Source organism: Micromonospora sp. Mcm103 (genome assembly GCF_024519755.1).
Lineage (GTDB): Bacteria > Actinomycetota > Actinomycetes > Mycobacteriales > Micromonosporaceae > Micromonospora > Micromonospora aurantiaca.
The window spans coordinates 322,824-341,076 of the sequence record NZ_JALJRJ010000005.1; the positions used below are offsets into that span (position 1 = coordinate 322,824).

Consider the following 18,253-nt stretch of genomic DNA (forward strand, 5'->3'; position numbering starts at 1 on the left):
CCGAACAGGTCACGAGCGCCAGCGTCAAGCCCCGGCTTGCTGGCCGGCAACCCTCGTCGAGGTTCGCGGTGGGGTGCCCCGGGTGATGACCGGGCCCGGTGCCGCTCCGCGTGCCGGGCAAGCGCGGACCCCGTCCCGGCACGCCTGGGGTCCCTGTGACCCGGAGGCTCCGGCATGACCGTCACCCTCGTACCCTCGCTGCCCGTGCTGCCCGCGCCGGCCCGGCCCGGCCCGCTCGGCGTGCTCGGCGTACCGGGGGAGATCAACCTGGACCACGCCGCCAGCGCGCCGTGCGCGCGGGCCGCGGCCGACGCGGTGGCCGGGCTTCTTCCCTGGTACGCGAGCGTGCACCGGGGCGCCGGCGCGCTGTCGCGGCGCTGCACGCTGGCATACGAGCGGGCCCGGCAGACGGTGGGCGACTTCCTCGGCGCCCGCCCCGACGACCACGTGATCTTCACCCGGAACACCACCGACGCACTGAACCTGCTGGCCCGGGCGCTGCCCGCCGGCACCACCGTGATCACGTTCGGCGGCGAGCACCACGCCAACCTGCTGCCCTGGCCGCGCGGCTCGGTACGCCTGCCGGTGCCGGACAGCCCGGCCGGCGCGGTCCGGTCCCTCGCGGCGGCGCTCGGCGAACTGGCCCGCGACGCCCGGCCCGGCCTGCCGGTGCTGGTGGCGGTCACCGGCGCCGGCAACGTCACCGGCGAGTGCTGGCCGGTCGCCGAACTGGCCCGGGTGGCGCACCGGTACGGCGCCCGCATCCTGGTCGACGCCGCGCAGCTCGCCCCGCACGCCCCGGTCGACCTGACCGCGCTGGACGTGGACTACGTGGCAGTGTCCGGGCACAAGCTGTACGCCCCGTTCGGCGCGGGCGTGCTCGCCGGGCGGGCGGACTGGCTGGACGCGGCCCCGCCGTACCTGGCCGGAGGCGGCGCCACCAGCCACGTCGGCGCGGCGACGCACGAGGTGCGCTGGACGACCGGCCCGGCCCGGCACGAGGCCGGCACTCCGAACCTGCTCGGCGCGGTGGCGCTCGCCGCGGTCTGCGAGGCGCTCGGCGCAGCCGACCGGGACGCGCTGCACGCCCGGGAACAGGCGCTGCTGGCCCGGCTGCGTACCGGCCTGGCCGCGCTGCCGGACGTGGTGGAGCTGCGCATGTTCTCCCCCGAAGCGCCGCGGGTGGGCATCGTCAGCTTCGTGGTCGCCGGGCGGGACTCCGCCGAGGTGGCCGCCCACCTGGCGAGCCGGCACCGGATCGGGGTACGCGACGGCCTGTTCTGCGCCCACCCGCTGACCCGGCGCCTGCTGGCCGAGGCCGCCGCCCGTACCGGCCGCACCGACCTGCCCCCCACAGCCCTACGCGCCAGCCTCGGCCTGGGCACCACGCCCAGCGAGGTAGACGCCCTACTGACGGCCCTGACCCACCTCTCCTAGCCCTCTCCCCCGCCGCACCCCACCCACTCACTCCCCCGCCTCGTCGATCATGAAGTTGACCGGCCCGGAAAGCGCTTTCCCGGCAGCCAACTCCATGATCGCCGCCGGACGGGTAGCCGGGCGAGCCCGCCCCCGCGCAGCCTCACCCCCGCCCGGACCACGTGCGGTGATCAAGGAGTTTGTGCACTAGTTGATCTCCTCGGAGTCCACTAACTCCTTGATCAACGCGATAAGGCGGGGGCGGGGGGCGGGAGCGGGGCGGGGGCGGCGGCGAGGGCGGGGGGCGGGGCGGGGTCAGCCGACGGGTGGGGCTGTGGGTGGGTGGGCGGCGGGGTTCTGGGCTGCGGGTTCGCCCTGGCGGTTCTCGCCGAACGCCTGCCGGACCAGCCGGTTCGCCTCCTCCTGCTCGATCCCGGAGGCCACCATCAGATCGCTCGCCGTGGTACGCACCTGCGCGATCACCACGCTGCCGGAGAAGCCGACCCCCTCGGCGTACGCCCGGCCGGCCTCGCTCACCGCGCGCAGCGACCGTTCGCGGGCCTCCTGCGGCTCCTGCCCGGCGGCGAACTCCTGGCGGAGCAGGCGCACCGACTCGGCCAGGTGACCGATCGCGTCCGGCATCGGCTCGGGGACCGGCTCGTCGTCCTCGATCATGGTGACCGCGCGGCGGATCAGCGTGCCGCTGTTGCGCATCGCCCGGTCGATCGGGTCGGCCGCCTCCGCGTAGTGGGTCAGCTCGCTGCGCCGGTGCCAGCGGGCCGGGGAGAGCGTGCTGGTCTCCTTGGCGCCCTCGATCGCCTCGGAGAGGGCCGCCAGTTCCTCCTTGTTCTCCCGCAGCCGGAACAGCGCCCGCTGGGCCGCGTCCCGGTCCCGGTTGCGCACCGCGTCGGCGCAGGCGTCGAGCTGGCCGGCGAGCAGGTCCAGCGCGGGCCGGGCGGCCCGGTTGATCACCCGTAGCGGGTTGAGCGGCAGCAGGATGGCGGTGACCAGCAGCGCGATGCCGCCACCGAGCAACGCGTCGATGAAGCGGGGGAACTCCAGGTTCTCGGTGGACGGGCTGAGCGTCACGATCAGCACCGCGGTGGCCGCGGCCTGGATCACGATGGCGACACTCGCCCCGGCGAAGATGCTCAGCAGGATCGCCGAGGTCACCACGAGCGCGAGCTGCCAGGCGCCGGTGCCGACGAAGTAGATGAGCGCGTCGCCGACGAGCACGCCGACGGCCACGCCGACGATCAGCTCGACCGTACGCCGGAACCGCTGCCCCACCGAGGCGGCGAGCGTGCCGACAGCGGAGATCGGGGCGAAGACCGGCTGGGGGTTCTTCAGCAGCCGGTGCGAGATCAGATAGGCCAGACCGGCCGCGAGGCCGGCCTGCACGGCGAGGCCGAACGCGGTACGGACCCGGTGCAGCCGGTCGTGCAGCGTCGCCTTGCCCCGGTGCCGCAGTTCCTCCATCGCGGAGGCGATCCGCTGCCCGTCCCGGTCCGCCAGCCCTTCGCGCAGCTTGCCACGACGCAGGAACTGCAGTCGTCCGTCCCGGGCCATGGCCGGTACTACCCGTACCGCTCCGGCTGAATCCCTCCGACCGGGCCGGAGTGGGGCAGACTGCACCCGATGGACGACCTGACGGCACGCTGGCGGGACACGGCACGGGCGGCGGGCGCGACCGATCCGGCGGCTGTCGACCGGGCCGGTGCCCGGCTGCTGGCGGGCTGGCGGGAGCCGCACCGGCGCTACCACGACGAGGCGCACCTGCGGGCGGTGCTCGACGTGGTCGACGCGTACGCCGGTCTGGCCCGCGACCCGGACCTGGTCCGGCTGGCGGCGTGGTGCCACGACGCGGTCTACGACCCGCGCGCGGCGGGCGACGGCAACGAGCGGGCCAGCGCCGGCCTGGCCGGGGAACTGCTGGCCGCCGCCGGGCTCCCGGCCGCGACGGTGACCGGGGTACGCCGCCTGGTGCTGCTCACCGCCGGCCACGCGGTCGGGCCGGACGACCAGGACGGCGCGCTGCTGTGCGACGCGGACCTGGCGGTGCTCGCCGCCCCGGCGGAGCGCTACGACAGGTATGCCGCGGCGATCCGCGCCGAGTACGCGCACGTGCCCGATCCGGACTTCCGCACCGGCCGGGCCGCGGTGCTGCGGCACCTGCTCGACCTGCCGGCGCTGTACCGCCTACCCGAGCCGCACGCCCGCTGGGAGGACCGGGCCCGGGCCAACCTGTCCCGGGAGCTGGCCGCGCTCACCTGAGACGCGGTGCTTCGGGCGGCGCAGACCGGCGTCCCGCAGCAGGCGGACGATCTCCCGCGAGGGCACGACGGTGGCGCCCAGCCAGACCGCTGTCCGGAACCGCTCGGCGGGCACGTCGTAGTGGTCGCGGTCGAAGCCGCGCCGGGGCGCGCCGAGCATCTCGGCGAACGCGTGCAGCTCGGCGTAGGAGACGTCGCTGATCAGGTGCGACCAGAGCCGGCCGCGCCAGGGCACGGCGGGCGGGTCCAGGTAGAGCACGGCAACAGACGGTACGCCGGTAGCCTTCCCGGCATGGCCGCCCATCCCCTCCTCGACGACCTGCGGGCCGCGCTCGGTGACGCCGCCGTGCTGACCGACCCGGACCTGCTGGCCGGGCATGAGCGCGACGAGGCCGACCTGTGCGACTCGGGCACCCCGCTGGCGGTGGCACGCCCCCGCGACACCGACGAGGTGGTGGCGGTGGTCCGCGCGGCCGGACGGCACGGCGTACCCGTGGTGCCGCAGGGTGCGCGGACCGGGCTGGCCGGCGCGGCGAACGCGGTCGACGGCGCGGTGGTGGTGAGCACGGTGGCGATGGACGCGGTCCGGGAGATCGACCCGGTCGGCCGGATCGCTGTGGTGCAGCCGGGGGTGGTGAACGCGGCGCTGGCCCGCGCGGTACGGGAGCACGGCCTCTGGTATCCGCCGGACCCCGGCTCGTGGGAGTCGTCCACGATCGGCGGCAACGTGGCCACGAACGCCGGCGGCATGTGCTGCGTGAAGTACGGCGTGACCAGCGAGTACGTGCTGGGCCTGGAGGTGGTGCTCGCCTCCGGCGAGGTGCTGCGCACCGGGCGGCGTACCGCCAAGGGGGTCGCCGGGTACGACCTGACCCGCCTGTTCGTGGGCTCGGAGGGCACGCTCGGCGTGATCACCGAGGTGACCGTGGCGTTGCGTCCGGCCCCGGAGGAGTCACTGACCCTGGTCGCGGTCTTCCCCACCGTGGCGACTGCAGGTGGCGCGGTCGCCGGGATCGCCGAGCGCGGGCTCACGCCGAGCCTGCTGGAACTGCTGGACCGGACGCATCTGCTGGCGATCGAGGCGTACCGGCCGATGGGTCTGCGCACCGATGCCGAGGCGCTGCTGCTCGCGGCGGTGGACACCGGTGCGCGGGCCGCCGACGACCTGGCCCGGCTCGCCGAGGTGTGCACGGCGGCGGGCGCCGACGAGGTCTATGCGGCCACCGACGCGACCGAGGCGGCGGCCCTGCTCCAGGCGCGGCGGCTGGCCCACCCGGCGATGGAGCGGTTCGCCGCCGAGACGTTCCCGGGCGGCAACGGCGGCCTGGTCATCGACGACGTGGCGGTGCCGCGCGGCCGGCTGGCGGAGCTGCTCGACGGGGTGGCCCGGATCGCCGAGGCGTGCCGGGTGCCGATCGGGGTGGTCGGCCACGCCGGCGACGGCAACATGCACCCGAACATCGTGGTAGACCGGGCCGATCCGGCGAGCCTGGCCCGGGGACGGCAGGCCTTCGACGAGATCATGCGGCTGGGGCTCGACCTGGGCGGCACCTGCACCGGGGAGCACGGCGTCGGGCTGCTCAAGCGGGACTGGCTGGCCCGCGAGATCGGCCCGGTGGGCGTACGCGTGCACCAGGCGATCAAGGCGGCGCTGGACCCGGCCGGGCTGCTCAACCCCGGCAAGGTTTTCTAGCCCTTGTCCTCCGCGGGCGTGGCCTGGGTGACGAGCAGCAGCACGTCGTAGGCCACCTTCGGCTTCGGCTCACCCGGGCAGTCCTGGATGGTGACGGTCAGGTCCGGCGGCACGAGCAGCGTCGAGGTCAGCACGCCGATGCAGCCCTGCTTGTAGTTGCGGGCCTGGTCGGTCTCCGTCGCGATCGCCGGGTCGGCGAGCATCCGCTGGAGCCGCCGCGTCTGGTCCGGGCTCAGCGTGCCGGTGGCGTCCACGCCGTCGCCGGCGCAGTCGCGGCACTGCCAGCGGCCGGACGGGTCCACGTCGAGGTTGCGGACCGGGCCGTCGCCGAGCCGCTGCACCAGGGAGACGCGTCTGCCGTCCGGTGCCGGGCTCGCCGTGCCGGCCGCCCCGGGTGTGGTGGCGCCCTCGGCCCGGCCGAAGGAGCAGCCGGTCAGAGCGGTTGCCAGCAGCACAACAGCGGACAGGGCGGGGACGCGCAACCAGGATGGGCGGACCACGCGGGGAAACCTACACTTCCGTAGGTAGCGCGCACCAGCAGCCGAGCGGCCCGGGTCGGGGATCCCCTACCTGGGGGAGGCCGGAAGTTCAACGCCCGGGCCGTCGATCCCTCGGTCTGCCGCGAATCCGCGCACATCGGGCGCGCCGAGGCGGGCCGCGTCGGCCGCGATGTCGTCCGGCATGAGCTGCGACTCCCGCTCGGCCAGCACCCGCGCCCGGTAGTGGGCGACCTCCCGGTCCCGGGTCGCCGCGTCCCAGCCGAGCACCGCACCCATCAGCTCGGCGGCGTGCTCCGCCGACTCCAGGCCGCGGTGGCTGGTCTCGATGGAGATCCGGGTACGCCGGGTGAGCACGTCCTCCAGGTGCAGCGCGCCCTCGGCGCGGGCGGCGTACGTCACCTCGGCGGCGAGGTATTCCGGCGCGCCCGCCAGCGGCGAGCCGAGCAGCGGATCGGCGTCGACCAGGGCGAGCAGGTCCAGGGTGAGGCTGCCGTAGCGCTCCAGCAGGTGCTCGACCACGCCGACCGCCACCCCGTGCCGGCGGGCCAGGTCGGCCCGGTCCCGCCACATGGCGGCGTACCCGTCGGCGCCGAGCAGCGGCAGGTCGGCGGTACGCGAGGAGCGGGTCCGGCCGAGCCGGTGCATGGCGCGGTCGACCACGTCCGAGGCCATCACCCGGTAGGTGGTGTATTTCCCGCCCGCGACCAGCAGCAGGCCGAGCATCGGCTCCACCACGGCGTGCTCGCGGGACAGCTTGGAGGTGGAGTCCGCCTCGCCGGCCAGCAGCGGGCGCAGCCCGGCGTAGACGCCCTCGATGTCGGCGGTGGTCAGCGGCCGGTCCAGCACGGTGTTGACCTGCGACAGCAGGTAGTCGATGTCGCTCGCGGTCGCGGCCGGGTGGGACCTGTCGAGTTGCCAGTCCGTATCGGTGGTGCCGATGATCCAGTGCCCGCCCCAGGGGATCACGAACAGCACGCTCGTCGCGGTACGCAGGATCAGGCCGGTCTCGCCGACGATCGCCGAGCGCGGCACCACGAGGTGCACCCCCTTGGAGGCCCGGACCCGCAGCTTCGGGCGCAGCCCGACGTCGTTGAGCATCCGCGACATGTCGTCGCTCCACACGCCGGTGGCGGCGATCACGGTGCGGGCGCGTACCTCGAACTCGGCGTCCGGCGAACCGGCGGGCGCCTCCAGGTCGCGGACCCGCACGCCGGTGACCTCCCGGGCCTGCCGGGTCAGGCCGACCGCGCGGGCGCTCGTCACCACAGTCGCGCCGAGGCTCGCCGCGGTGCGCGCCAGCGTCACCACCAGGCGGGCGTCGTCGACCTGGCCGTCGTAGTAGCGGATCGCGCCGGCCAGCTTGTCCGGCCGGAGGCTGGGGAAGATCCGGCGGGTGCCCTCGCGCGTGAGGTGCCGGTGCAGCGGCATGCCGCGCCCGCCGCCGAAGACCCCGGCGAACGCGTCGTACGCGGCCACGCCGAGACCGTAGTAGGAGCGGCGGAAGAACCGCCGGGGCAGGTCACGCGCGCCGCCCTCGGCGGGCAGCGGCACCAGGATCGGCACCGGCCGGACCAGGTGCGGCGCGAGCCGGGTGGCGAGCAGGCCGCGCTCGGTCAGCGCCTCGTGGACCAGGTGGAACTCCAGCTGCTCCAGGTAGCGCAGGCCGCCGTGGATCAGCTTGCTGGACCGGCTGGACGTGCCGGCGGCGTAGTCGCGCGCCTCCACCAGGGCCACCTTCAGCCCTCGGGACGCGGCGTCGAGCGCGGCGCCCGCTCCGGTCACGCCACCGCCGATGACCAGCACGTCGAACCGCTCGGCCCGGAGCCGGCGCAGGTCGTCGGCGCGGCGCTCGGGGGACAGCCGGCCGGCCGTGGATCGGGACACACTCGGGTCACGCACCAGTCAACGGTAACCGTCCCGGGCGCGCGGCGACACGGCCCGGCCGTACCGTGATGACCATGCTGACCGGTCCGCCGCTCGCCCCCGTACCGCCGCCGCCACCGCGCGAGACCGGTCCGTGGCCGGTCGTCGCGGCGGTGGCGACCGGGGTGTGGATCGTGCTGGTCACCGTGCCGGGCCAGGTCACCGGCTGGCTGGTCGACCAGGTGGCGCTGGTCATCGGCGCGGACCGGCCGGTGGCGGCCTGGCCGGTGGTGGCGGTGGCCACGGTGCTGCTGGCGGGCGCCCCGGCGCTGGCGCTGGCGCTCGCGCCCCGCTCCCCCGCGCTGCGGGCGACCGGCCGGGCCTGGACCGCCGCCGTGGTGGCGCTCGGCGTGACCACGCTGCTGCGGACGGTGCCACCGGTGCACCACGAGGCGTACCTGGCCGCGCTCGCGGTGACCGCCGCGGTGCTCGCGCTCGTCGCCGTCCGTCTCGGCCGGGTCCGGCCACCGGTGGTCGTGGACGCGGCCCCGGAGGGCCGGTTCGGCTCGGTGTCGCTGCTGGCGATCGCGGCCGGGCTGGCCGTACTCCTGCCGTGGGCCTGGGTGGGCGCGCTCGGCGGAGCGCTGGAGACGTTGCTGGCCGCCCTGGCCGCCGCCGCGTTGGGCGCGCTCGCCGGGGCGCTGCTCGGCGCCGGCTTCTGGGCCGCGTTCGGGCCCGGCCCGGTCCGGCTGGTGCTCGTCGGCGGCCTGGTCGCGGGTGTCGCGCTGACACCGCTCGCGGCCGGCGCCGGGCAGACGGGCGTGCAGCTGCCGGCGCTGCTCCTGCTGCCGCCGCTCGGGTTCGTGCTGGCCGCGCTGGAGGCGGCGGCCCGCCACGCGGGCCGTCCGGCCGGGCCCGCGCCGGTGCGCCGGCTGGTCGGTCTCGCCCTGCTGGGGCCGCTGGCGTTCACCGACCCGGAGGAGATCAGCCTCCTGCTCTCCGCCACCCGCGACATGCCGTTCTGGGTCGCGGTGGGCACCGGCGTGGCGTTCGCCGTCGCGGTCCTGCTCGCAGTCGGGTACGGCGTGCTGCTCGCCCGGTCCCGCGCCCGCGCGCCCCGGCGCGGTCCGGCCGCGCTGGCCGCCGCCGCGCTGCTCGCCGCCGTCGCCGTGGTGTACGTGGGCCCCGGCCAGCCCGGACTGTACGGCGAGCGGCTGCTCGTGGTGCTGCGCGAGCAGGCCGACCTGACCGGCCTGCCGGCCGGGACGCCGGGCCGGGCCGGGCGCGACGCCCGGGCGACGGAGGTCTACCGGCGGCTGGTGGCGACAGCCGACCGCACGCAGGGCGACCTGCGCCGCACGCTCACCCGGATGCGGCTGAACCCGACGCCGTACTACCTGGTGAACGCCATCGAGACGGACGGCGGTCCGGCGGTGCGGGCCTGGTTGTCCAGCCGTCCCGAGGTGGCCCGGGTGCTGGTGAGCCAGCGGGTGCGCCCGCTGCCGGCGCTCGCCCCGCAGGCGCGTGGCGACGCGCCGGCACCGGCCGGACCGGCCTGGAACATCTCGCTGATCGGCGCGGACCGGGTCTGGTCCGAGCTGGGCGTCACCGGTTCCGGCGTGGTGGTCGGCAGCTCCGACTCCGGGGTGGACGGCCGACACCCGGCGCTCGCGTCCGGCTTCCGGGGCGGCGACGACTCCTGGTACGACCCGTGGGAGGGCCGCCGCGCCCCGGCTGACCGGGGCGGCCACGGCACCCACACGCTGGGCAGCGCGGTGGGCCGGGACGGGATCGGCGTCGCGCCCGGCGCGAGCTGGGTCGGCTGCGTCAACCTGGACCGCAACATGGGCAGCCCGGCCCGCTACCTCGACTGCCTCCAGTTCATGCTGGCCCCGTTCCCGCCGGGCGGGAACCCGCTGACCGACGGCCGTCCCTCCCGCGCCCCGGACGTGCTCACCAACTCGTGGGGCTGCCCGCCGGTGGAGGGGTGCGACCCGGGGGCGCTGCGACCGGCGACCGCCGCGCTGACCGCGGCGGGCATCCTGGTGGTGGCCGCGGCCGGGAACACCGGCCCGTCGTGCGGCTCGATCGCGGACCCGCCCGCGCCGTACCCGGACGTGCTGACCGTCGGGGCGGTGGACCGGCAGCGCCGCGTCACCGAGTTCTCCAGCCGGGGCCCGGCGCCGGACGGCCAGGCCAAGCCGGACCTGGTCGCCCCCGGTGCGGCTGTGGTCTCGGCGATGCCCGGCGGTGGTTACGCCGCCCTGGACGGCACCTCGATGGCCACGCCACAGGTAGCGGGCGTGGTGGCGCTGATGTGGTCGGCGAATCCCGCGCTGCTCGGGGACCTGGAACGGACCCGGGCCATCCTGCGCGACACCGCCCAGCCGGTCGCGTCGCCCGCCGGCACCTGCGGCGGACCGCAGGACGTCTCCGGCGCCGGGCTCGTGGACGCGTACGCGGCGGTGCGCGCGGCCCGGGCCGGGTGAACGCCCGTCGTCACCGCCGTACCACCGGCCACCGCGACGCCCCGCCGGTCAGTCGAGCCAGCAGATGACCGCGTCGCCCGCCTTCGCCGCCGCGGCGAAGTAGTCCCGGGCGTACGGCAGGTGGTGGGCCACCCAGTCCAGCTCACCGTCGCGGTCCCAGATCAGCGGATAGATGTCCGCAGCGGTCAGCTCGGCCGGGTCGACGCCCCGCAGCAGGTCCTCCTCGGTGATCCCGGCCAGCGCGGTCGCCGCCTCGGCCACCTGCTCCGGCGTCAGGTAGGCCGGCGGGCCGTAGCCCCAGTCGTACGGCTCGAGGAACTCCGCCCAGTCCATGCCCTCCGGCGGGGCGTCGGGCAGCGCGACGAGCAGCTCGCCGCCGGTGACCAGCGGCACCGTGACGCCGCGCCGCTCCAGCAGGAACTGCAGTGCCTGCCAGGCCTTGCCCGTGCCGGCGTGCCGCACGTCTTCGGCATCGGCCGCCGCCTGCGCGAACTCGTAGGCCCAGGCGTGGTCCGCTCTGGCCCGCGCCAACTCGTCGGGCGTCACCCGGGTCCAATTCCCGTTCATGCTCACGGGCGCAGCCTAGAGACCGGGTCCGACACCCGTCGTCCGGTGGAGGGCGCTACCGTCGGCAGCCATGAACGTGGAGATCACCGATCTGCCGCCCGAGCCGTCGCCTGCGGTTGTCGACCTGTGCCGGCGCGCGCTCGACCTGTCCGAGGACGCGGCCGAGGCGCCGGGCATCGTGGACACTCTGACCCGGCGGGCGGCGGCGCACCGGCCGGTCGTGGTGCTCGGCGCGGTACGCGACGGCGCGCTGGTCGGCGTACTCGTCGGGTCGCTGTCGGCGGCCGATCCGCGCCTCGGCCACGTCGACCTGGTCGCGGTTTCGCCCACAGAGCGCCGCCAGGGCGTGGGCGGGGCGCTGCTGACCGAGGCGGAGAGCCGGCTCGGCGCGCTCGGCGCGGCCGAGGTGCTGCTCGCCGGCAACCCGCCGCACTACGCCTGGCCGGGTATCGACGTGCGCTACACCCCGGCGGTCTGCGCCGCGCAGCGGCTCGGCTACCGGCAGGACCGTACCGCCTGGAACATGACCGCCGAGCTGTCCGACGGGTCGGCGGCGCTGCGTCCCACCGAGGCCGCCGAGCAGCGGCTGGCCGGGCGGGGCGTGACGGTACGCCGGGCCGGTTCCGACGACCTGCCGGCGCTCGCCGCGTTCGCCAGGTCCACGTTCGGCGGCACCTGGGACGGTGAGCTGGCCGGCTCGGTGGGGCGGCCGGACGCGGGTGTGCACCTGGCCGAGCGGGACGGCGAGATCCTCGGGTTCGCCGCCTACGGGTCGGCGCGGCCGAGCTGGTTCGGGCCGATGGGCACCGCACCGGCGGCGGAGGGCTCCGGGATCGGCGGCGTGCTGCTGCGCCGCTGCCTGCGTGACCAGGCGGCCGCCGGGATCACCGCGGCGCAGATCGGCTGGGTGGGGCCGGTGCCGTTCTACTCGAACGCGGCGGGCGCCCGGATCGAGCGGGTGTTCTTCCTCTATCGGAAAGCCGTCAAAGGGGCATAGACGTCAATAGCGCCATTCGGCCTCCTTCGCCATCGACCGGGCTCTACGGTCGGAGCAGAGGAGGCGGTGCATGACCACGAATGACGAACGGGCCGAGGATCCGGCGGCGGGCCGGCGCCCGTCCGACGAGCTTCCCGGCCAGCTTCCGTTCGACCGGCTCGACGTCGGCGACGCCGAACAGCTCGCCGAGCTGACCGGCGGCGACGGGCCACCGGTGGAGGAGTCACGGCAGCCGGTGGACGAGCCGAGGCGACTGCCGCCGCCGTACGACAGGGCGCACAAGCGGCGCAACCAGCGCCCGCTGCCCACCTGAACCGGAAACGCGGAAAGGGGGCGGACCGCTGACGCGGCCCGCCCCCTTCGGCGTACTGGATGGAGCTGGACTCAGAAGTCCATCTCCCCGCCACCCGGGCCCGCCGGGGCGGCCGGGGTCTTCTCCGGCTTGTCCGCGACGACGGCCTCGGTGGTGAGGAACAGCGCGGCGATCGAAGCGGCGTTCTGCAGCGCGGAACGCGTCACCTTGGCCGGGTCGATGATGCCCGCGGCCAGCAGGTCCACGTACTCGCCGGTCGCGGCGTTGAGGCCGTGACCCGGGTCGAGGTTGCGAACCCGCTCGACGACGACGCCACCCTCCATGCCGGCGTTGACGGCGATCTGCCGCAGCGGGGCGTCCAGCGCGACCTTGACGATCTGCGCGCCGGTCGCCTCGTCGCCGGCCAGGTCCAGCTTGTCGAAGGCGGTCTTGCCGGCCTGCACCAGCGCGACGCCACCACCCGGGACGATGCCCTCCTCGACGGCGGCCTTCGCGTTGCGGACGGCGTCCTCGATGCGGTGCTTGCGCTCCTTCAGCTCGACCTCGGTGGCCGCGCCGACCTTGATCACCGCAACACCGCCGGCCAGCTTGGCCAGACGCTCCTGCAGCTTCTCCCGGTCGTAGTCGGAGTCGCTCTTGTCGATCTCGGCCCGGATCTGGTTCACCCGGCCCTGGATCTGCTCGGCGTCACCGGCACCGTCGACGATGGTGGTCTCGTCCTTGGTCACCACGACCTTGCGGGCGCGGCCCAGCATCTCGAGGCCGGTCGCGTCCAGCTTGAGGCCGACCTCCTCGCTGATGACCTGACCACCGGTGAGGATGGCGATGTCGGTCAGCATGGCCTTGCGGCGGTCACCGAAGCCCGGCGCCTTGACGGCGACCGACTTGAAGGTGCCACGGACCTTGTTGACCACCAGGGTGGCCAGGGCCTCGCCCTCCAGGTCCTCGGCGATGATCAGCAGCGGCTTGCCCGACTGCATGACCTTCTCCAGGATCGGGAGCAGGTCCTTCACCGACGAGATCTTGCTGTTGACGATCAGGATGTACGGGTCGTCGAAGACGGCCTCCATACGCTCCGGGTCGGTCATGAAGTAGGCGGAGATGTAGCCCTTGTCGAAGCGCATGCCCTCGGTGAGCTCGAGCTCCAGGCCGAAGGTGTTGCTCTCCTCGACGGTGATGACACCTTCCTTGCCCACCTTGTCCATCGCCTCGGCGATGATCTCGCCGACGCTGGGGTCGGCGGCGGAGATGGAGGCGGTGGAGGCGATCTGCTCCTTGGTCTCCACGTCCTTGGCGAGCTTGAGCAGCTCCTCCGAGACGCTGGCCACGGCCGCCTCGATGCCCCGCTTCAGGGCCATCGGGTTGGCGCCGGCGGCCACGTTGCGCAGACCCTCACGGACCAGGGCCTGGGCCAGGACGGTCGCCGTCGTCGTGCCGTCACCGGCGACGTCGTCGGTCTTCTTCGCGACCTCCTTGACCAGCTCGGCGCCGATCTTCTCGTACGGGTCCTCGAGCTCGATCTCCTTGGCGATGCTCACACCATCGTTGGTGATGGTGGGGGCACCCCACTTCTTCTCGAGCACGACGTTGCGGCCCTTGGGGCCGAGGGTCACCTTCACGGCGTCGGCGAGCTGGTTCATGCCCCGCTCGAGGCCGCGGCGCGCCTCTTCGTCGAACGCGATCATCTTGGCCATACGGCGTTGTCCTCCTGGACACTCACGGGCCACCCGGGATGCCCGGATGGGCCGTCTGGTGTACGCACCTTGGGGACGTCGCCACCTGGCGACGACGACGTCTCCTCGGTCGGGCCGGACAGCCCGCGACGACCGGCCTCGTACCGCTCCGGCACCCCTTCGGACACCGGTGCGACCGTGGCCCTACCGCCCCGACCTTCTGGCACTCACCGTACGCGAGTGCCAATGACTTGTTTAGCACTCTCCCTAGCCGAGTGCAAGCACGACAGCCCCGCTCAGCCGAGTTCCGCCGCCAGCCGGGCCGCGTTCACCGGGCCTTCGTGAGCCCGCTGTTCGGCGTACGTGACGACCAGCCCGACCTGCTGCGCCAGGTAGGCCGGGGCGGCGAGCAGGGCACCGGACACGGCGAGCACCACGGCGCCGATCGCGGTGCCGACGGCGTTCATCGGCGTGACGCCGAACGCCGCCCCGCTGATCCCGCCCACCACGGCGTCGAGCACCGTCGCCGCGAAGAGCACCGCGATCACCAGCGCGACCCGGCCCAGCACCATGCCGAACCGGCTGTGGAACATCCGCCACGCGCGCCCGATCGGCTCCCGCCGCTCGAACAGGTAGACCGGGCCGAACAGGGCCAGCGCGAACGCGGCGTAGAGGCCGGGCAGCAGGCAGAAGCAACTGCCGAGCACGACCAGAAGCGAGACCAGGAGCGTCCAGCCCCACAGGCCGAGGGCGCGACGCAGCCCGTACCGGAAGGCGGCGCCGAGTTCGACCGGCTCGCCGGCCGCCTGGCGGGTGACCACCCAGGTGCCGGTGGCCCAGCCCATCGCCTGGAGCAGGCCGAAGACAAGCCCGGCGGACAGGAGCACGCCGTAGAAGGCGAACATCTGCCCCCAGAAGCCCGCCGGCAGCACCGGCGCGCCGTCCGGCGCGGTCGCCAGCTCGCCCTCGGGGCTGAAGACGAGCGTGAGGACGCTGATCACCGAAGCCGGGAGCACCTGGGTGAGCAACACGATCGGCAGCAGCTGCCGCCAGCCGCGCCGCAACGCGCCGGTGCAGCGGGCGAACCAGGGACCGATGCCCGCGTGCGGCGGGTTGACGAGCGGATCCTGCGGGTCGAGGCCGGGGAACCAGCCGGCGTAGGCGCCGGGACCGGCCTGCATCGGGTACGCGGCCCCGGGCACCGGGAACGCCGCGCCGGGCATCGGATGGCCCGGGTACGCGGGAGGGCCCCAGCCCGTGGGCGGCGTGCCGGGCGGCGCGTTCCAGCCGTGCGGCGGAGTGCCCGGGGCGTTCCAGCCCTGCGACGGCGTGCCCGGGGCGTTCCAGCCCGGTGGCGTGTGGCCGGGTGGGACGTCGCCCGGGGCGGCCCAGCCGGATGAGGCGTCGCCCGGCGCGGTCCAGCCGGGCGGGGTGCCCCAGGCGGGTTGGCCGGCCGGGTTCGGGGCGCCGGGCTGCGGGCTGCCGTACTCCGGGATGATCGGGGCGTGGCCGGTCTGGCCGGCCCACGGGTCGGCGCCGGGCGGGCCGGAGGCGGGCGTCCCCGACGGCGCCGGCGCGGCGGCCGGCGGTGGGGGCGCGGTCGGGTCGGCCGGAGGGCCGGACGACGCCGGCGGCACCGGCTCGGTGGAACCCGACGGGGGCAGATCGGACATGGGCCCTCCTCAGCGACTACGGCTGGAACGGCTCATGATCTTCCATGGTGGCCGGCCGCGACGCAGCCCCCGGTCCGGGGCCGGTCACGGAGCGCACCGCCCGCCGCAGATCAGGCGATGACGCGGACCCGCTCGGCCTGCGGACCCTTCTGCCCCTGCGCGATCTCGAACTCGACGCGCTGGCCGTCGTCGAGCGCCTTGTAGCCGTCCATCTCGATCGCGGAGAAGTGGACGAAGACGTCCTGCCCGCCGTCGACGGCGATGAAGCCGTAGCCCTTTTCGGCGTTGAACCACTTCACGGTGCCCTGTGCCACGGTGCACTTCCTCACTCTGCGCGGCGTTCCAACACCCGGAGACCGGCGGACCGGCACCGGCGGCGCACCGGCCCAGCGATCGGTAACGCTGAATTCGGTGACCGAAATCGCACGCTACACGAGGCGTGACGACGGCGCACGACCACAAATCGGGCATATTCCGGGCGTGGAACAGCCCGGTCGCACACGCGCGCCGGGCTGTCCGGTATGCATGCGGCATGACCAGCGTGCGCACCACGACCACCGTCCACCGGGTCCGGCCGACCGACGCCGCCCGGATGCGGGCGCTCCGGTTGGAGATGCTGGCCGACTCTCCGCTGGCGTTCCTGGAGACCGTGGCCGAGGCCGCCGCCCTGCCGCACACGGAGTACGCGGCCCGGGTCGCGGCCGTCTCCCGGGGCGACCACAACGCGCAGTTCGTGGCCGATCCGGGCGGCCGTCTGGTCGGCCACGCCGGCGGCGTCGCGGCGCCGGACGAACCGGGCCTGACGCTCGTCTACGCGGTCTACGTGACGCCGGCGCGGCGGGGCACCGGCCTGCTGGCGGCGCTCGTCGACGAGGTGGCTGCCTGGTCCCGCGCCTGCGGACGGCCCGAGCTGATGATGGAGGTGGTGGTCGGCAACGACCGCGCCTACCGGGCCTATCAGAAGCTGGGCTTCGTGGACACCGGGGTCCGGGTGCCGCACCCCCGGATCACCGGCCTGTACGAACTCCAGATGCGCCGCCCGGCCTGAGAACGCCACCGGGTGCGTCGGTCGTCACCGCGACGACCGACGCACCCGAAGGGGGTGACTCAGGCGTGCCGGCGGCTCTGGACGATGCGGAACCGGTTTGCCACGTACGCGCCGTCGGTCAGCGCCGAGTTGGCCGCCGCGTTCGCGCCGGAGCCGTGGAAGTCGGAGAACGCGGCCGACTGGTTGACGAACACCCCGCCGGTCAGGTTGCAGGACAGGTGCACCCCGGCGTCGACCGCCGCGGCCTCGGCCGCGTCCAGCACCGCCTCGTCGGTGGAGTAGACGCCCGCGGTCAGCGCGCCCTTCTCCCCCACCGTCTCGCGCAGGATGCGCAGGCTGTGCTCGGTCGAGTCGGTGGCGATGGCGAACGAGATCGGCCCGAACCACTCCCGCGAGTAGGTGGCGGTGTCGGACGCGTCGAGCTTCACCACTGTCGGCGTACGCACCACCGCGCCGGGGAACGACGGGTGCTCGACGGTGCGCGACTCCAGCACCGGCTCGCCGACCTTGGTGACCTCCTCCAGCCGCTCCAGCACGCCGTCGTTGACGATCGCGCCGGTCAGCTCGACGCCCCGGGCCGGGTCGGCGGTCAGCTTCGCGACCGCGCCGGCGATCCCGGCGGCCACCTCGTCGAAGCTCTTGTGCCCCTGGTCGGTGGAGATGCCGTCGCGCGGGATCAGCAGGTTCTGCGAGGTGGTGCACATCTGGCCGCTGTACAGGGTCAGCGTGAAGCCGAGGTTGCGGCAGAGCCCGGCGAAGTCGTCGGTGGAGTCGATCACCACCGTGTTCAGGCCGGCCTTCTCGGTGTAGACGGCGGCCTGCCGGGCGTTCGCCTCCAGCCAGTCGCCGTACTCGGTGGAGCCGGTGAAGTCGACGATCTTGACCGCCGGGTGCAGGGCCAGCGTGGTGGCGAGCTTCTCGCCGTCCGTCTCCGGAGCGAGCTGCACCAGGTTCGGGTCGAAGCCGGCCTCGGCGAGCACCTGGCGGGCGTACTTGACGGTGATCGCCAGCGGCAGCACCGCGCGCGGGTGCGGCTTCACCACCACCGGGTTGCCGGTGGCCAGCGAGGCGAACAGACCGGGGTACGAGTTCCAGGTCGGGAACGTGTTGCAGCCGATGACCAGCGCGACCCCGCGCGGCACCACGTGGAAGGTCTTGGTCATCCGCAACGGGTCGCCCTTGCCGGCGGCCTTCTCCCAGCCGGCGGTCCCCGGGTGACGGGTCATCTCCGCGTACGCGTAGGCGATCGCCTCCAGCGCCCGGTCCAGCGCGTGCGCGCCACCGGCCTGGAACGCCATCACGAACGCCTGGCCGCTGGTGAACTGCACCGCGTTCGCCAGCTCGAACACGTTGCGGTGCAGCCGGTCCAGGATCTCCAGGCAGACACCGGCGCGGGCCTGCGGGCCGGCGTCGCGCCAGGCGGGCAGCGCCGCGCTCGCGGCGGACACCAACTGGTCGGCGCTCGCGTGCGGGTAGCGCACGTCCAGCGCCACTCCGAACGGGCTGGCCTCGGTCGCCACTGTGGTGCCGGCACCGGCCTGGTCCAGCGGGAAGTCGCCGCCCAGGTACGCCTCGAAGGCGGCCTTGCCGTCGGCGGCGGCCGTCTCGCCGTACACCCGGGGGCTGGGCGACTCGGGGTAGGCCGACCAGTACCCGCGCTCCGCGATGGCGGTCAGCGCCCGGTCGAGGGTCTCGCGGTGCCTGTCGTACAGGGGGTGCGGGGTCTCCGTCATGCCTGCCATCATGCA

Annotated in this window: 16 protein-coding genes and 1 riboswitch; of the genes, 7 read left to right on the forward strand and 9 right to left on the reverse strand. The window is 74.6% G+C overall.

The window, feature by feature from the left end; all coding sequences use genetic code 11:
• Positions 1-7: 7 nt before the first annotated feature.
• A riboswitch (SAM riboswitch) is annotated at positions 8-130 on the forward strand.
• Positions 131-174: 44 nt separating this feature from the next.
• Positions 175-1,437, forward strand: coding sequence for an aminotransferase class V-fold PLP-dependent enzyme (locus OC439_RS10615; RefSeq protein ID WP_262013243.1), 1,263 nt, complete (start codon positions 175-177; stop codon positions 1,435-1,437).
• 294 nt (positions 1,438-1,731) lie between these two features.
• On the opposite strand, the gene OC439_RS10620 is transcribed toward OC439_RS10615, so the two are convergent.
• A complete protein-coding gene (locus tag OC439_RS10620; RefSeq protein ID WP_262013244.1) occupies positions 1,732-2,985 on the reverse strand; it encodes an FUSC family protein in 1,254 nt (417 codons plus the stop codon).
• Between the two features lie 69 nt (positions 2,986-3,054).
• On the opposite strand from OC439_RS10620, the gene OC439_RS10625 reads away from it, so the two are divergent.
• Positions 3,055-3,690, forward strand: coding sequence for a metal-dependent phosphohydrolase (locus tag OC439_RS10625; RefSeq protein WP_262013245.1), 636 nt, complete (start codon positions 3,055-3,057; stop codon positions 3,688-3,690).
• Here the strand turns inward: OC439_RS10625 and OC439_RS10630 are convergent.
• Entirely contained in the window at positions 3,616-3,948 is a 333-nt protein-coding gene (locus tag OC439_RS10630; RefSeq protein WP_194801852.1) for a DUF4031 domain-containing protein, read from the reverse strand. The genes OC439_RS10625 and OC439_RS10630 overlap by 75 nt on opposite strands.
• Before the next feature lie 33 nt (positions 3,949-3,981).
• On the opposite strand from OC439_RS10630, the gene OC439_RS10635 reads away from it, so the two are divergent.
• Positions 3,982-5,382 (forward strand): FAD-binding oxidoreductase, encoded by a 1,401-nt coding sequence (locus OC439_RS10635; protein WP_262013246.1) that lies wholly within the window; start codon positions 3,982-3,984, stop codon positions 5,380-5,382.
• Here OC439_RS10635 and OC439_RS10640 read toward each other — a convergent pair.
• Together OC439_RS10640 and OC439_RS10645 are read right to left on the reverse strand one after the other, a co-directional pair.
• Complete coding sequence (locus OC439_RS10640) at positions 5,379-5,882, reverse strand: hypothetical protein (RefSeq protein ID WP_262013247.1); 504 nt, start codon at positions 5,880-5,882, stop codon at positions 5,379-5,381. The two genes, OC439_RS10635 and OC439_RS10640, sit on opposite strands and share 4 nt — an antisense overlap.
• A 66-nt stretch (positions 5,883-5,948) precedes the next feature.
• Complete coding sequence (locus OC439_RS10645) at positions 5,949-7,766, reverse strand: glycerol-3-phosphate dehydrogenase/oxidase (protein ID WP_262013271.1); 1,818 nt, start codon at positions 7,764-7,766, stop codon at positions 5,949-5,951.
• 68 nt (positions 7,767-7,834) lie between these two features.
• On the opposite strand from OC439_RS10645, the gene OC439_RS10650 reads away from it, so the two are divergent.
• Complete coding sequence (locus tag OC439_RS10650; protein ID WP_262013248.1) at positions 7,835-10,234, forward strand: S8 family serine peptidase; 2,400 nt, start codon at positions 7,835-7,837, stop codon at positions 10,232-10,234.
• Between the two features lie 48 nt (positions 10,235-10,282).
• Here the strand turns inward: OC439_RS10650 and OC439_RS10655 are convergent, their stop codons facing one another.
• A complete protein-coding gene (locus OC439_RS10655) occupies positions 10,283-10,801 on the reverse strand; it encodes a YfbM family protein (protein WP_262013272.1) in 519 nt (172 codons plus the stop codon).
• Between the two features lie 70 nt (positions 10,802-10,871).
• Here OC439_RS10655 and OC439_RS10660 point away from each other — a divergent pair, with 70 nt between their 5' ends.
• Both OC439_RS10660 and OC439_RS10665 read left to right on the forward strand, forming a co-directional pair.
• On the forward strand, positions 10,872-11,798 hold the full coding sequence (locus tag OC439_RS10660) for a GNAT family N-acetyltransferase (RefSeq protein WP_262013249.1): 927 nt from the start codon (positions 10,872-10,874) through the stop codon (positions 11,796-11,798).
• 70 nt (positions 11,799-11,868) lie between these two features.
• The gene (locus OC439_RS10665; protein ID WP_262013250.1) at positions 11,869-12,111 is read left to right on the forward strand and encodes a hypothetical protein; all 243 of its coding nucleotides are present in this window, start codon (positions 11,869-11,871) and stop codon (positions 12,109-12,111) included.
• A gap of 71 nt (positions 12,112-12,182) precedes the next feature.
• Here OC439_RS10665 and groL read toward each other — a convergent pair whose 3' ends face one another.
• The 3 genes from groL to OC439_RS10680 all read right to left on the reverse strand — a co-directional run bounded on the left by groL (position 12,183) and on the right by OC439_RS10680 (position 15,771).
• A complete protein-coding gene (gene groL, locus OC439_RS10670; RefSeq protein WP_030502773.1) occupies positions 12,183-13,805 on the reverse strand; it encodes a chaperonin GroEL in 1,623 nt (540 codons plus the stop codon).
• 275 nt (positions 13,806-14,080) lie between these two features.
• A complete protein-coding gene (locus OC439_RS10675; RefSeq protein WP_262013251.1) occupies positions 14,081-15,457 on the reverse strand; it encodes a hypothetical protein in 1,377 nt (458 codons plus the stop codon).
• A 110-nt stretch (positions 15,458-15,567) separates the two neighbouring features.
• On the reverse strand, positions 15,568-15,771 hold the full coding sequence (locus OC439_RS10680) for a cold-shock protein (protein WP_013288855.1): 204 nt from the start codon (positions 15,769-15,771) through the stop codon (positions 15,568-15,570).
• Between the two features lie 218 nt (positions 15,772-15,989).
• Here OC439_RS10680 and OC439_RS10685 point away from each other — a divergent pair, with 218 nt between their 5' ends.
• The gene (locus OC439_RS10685) at positions 15,990-16,505 is read left to right on the forward strand and encodes a GNAT family N-acetyltransferase (RefSeq protein WP_262013252.1); all 516 of its coding nucleotides are present in this window, start codon (positions 15,990-15,992) and stop codon (positions 16,503-16,505) included.
• A 59-nt stretch (positions 16,506-16,564) separates the two neighbouring features.
• Here the strand turns inward: OC439_RS10685 and paaN are convergent, their stop codons facing one another.
• Positions 16,565-18,238: a phenylacetic acid degradation protein PaaN gene (gene paaN, locus OC439_RS10690; protein ID WP_262013253.1), complete on the reverse strand. Its 1,674-nt coding sequence runs from the start codon at positions 18,236-18,238 to the stop codon at positions 16,565-16,567.
• Positions 18,239-18,253 lie beyond the last annotated feature (15 nt).

Bases quoted from the DNA above. Each gene is read 5' to 3' on its own strand.
- OC439_RS10615 (WP_262013243.1), top strand. From the start codon at position 175: ATGACCGTCACCCTCGTACCCTCGCTGCCCGTGCTGCCCGCGCCGGCC.
- OC439_RS10635 (WP_262013246.1), top strand. From the start codon at position 3,982: ATGGCCGCCCATCCCCTCCTCGACGACCTGCGGGCCGCGCTCGGTGAC.
- OC439_RS10665 (WP_262013250.1), top strand. From the start codon at position 11,869: ATGACCACGAATGACGAACGGGCCGAGGATCCGGCGGCGGGCCGGCGC.
- OC439_RS10650 (WP_262013248.1), top strand. From the start codon at position 7,835: ATGACCATGCTGACCGGTCCGCCGCTCGCCCCCGTACCGCCGCCGCCA.
- paaN (WP_262013253.1), bottom strand. From the start codon at position 18,238: ATGACGGAGACCCCGCACCCCCTGTACGACAGGCACCGCGAGACCCTC.
- OC439_RS10655 (WP_262013272.1), bottom strand. From the start codon at position 10,801: ATGAACGGGAATTGGACCCGGGTGACGCCCGACGAGTTGGCGCGGGCC.
- OC439_RS10660 (WP_262013249.1), top strand. From the start codon at position 10,872: ATGAACGTGGAGATCACCGATCTGCCGCCCGAGCCGTCGCCTGCGGTT.
- OC439_RS10675 (WP_262013251.1), bottom strand. From the start codon at position 15,457: ATGTCCGATCTGCCCCCGTCGGGTTCCACCGAGCCGGTGCCGCCGGCG.
- OC439_RS10620 (WP_262013244.1), bottom strand. From the start codon at position 2,985: ATGGCCCGGGACGGACGACTGCAGTTCCTGCGTCGTGGCAAGCTGCGC.
- OC439_RS10625 (WP_262013245.1), top strand. From the start codon at position 3,055: ATGGACGACCTGACGGCACGCTGGCGGGACACGGCACGGGCGGCGGGC.
- OC439_RS10685 (WP_262013252.1), top strand. From the start codon at position 15,990: ATGACCAGCGTGCGCACCACGACCACCGTCCACCGGGTCCGGCCGACC.
- groL (WP_030502773.1), bottom strand. From the start codon at position 13,805: ATGGCCAAGATGATCGCGTTCGACGAAGAGGCGCGCCGCGGCCTCGAG.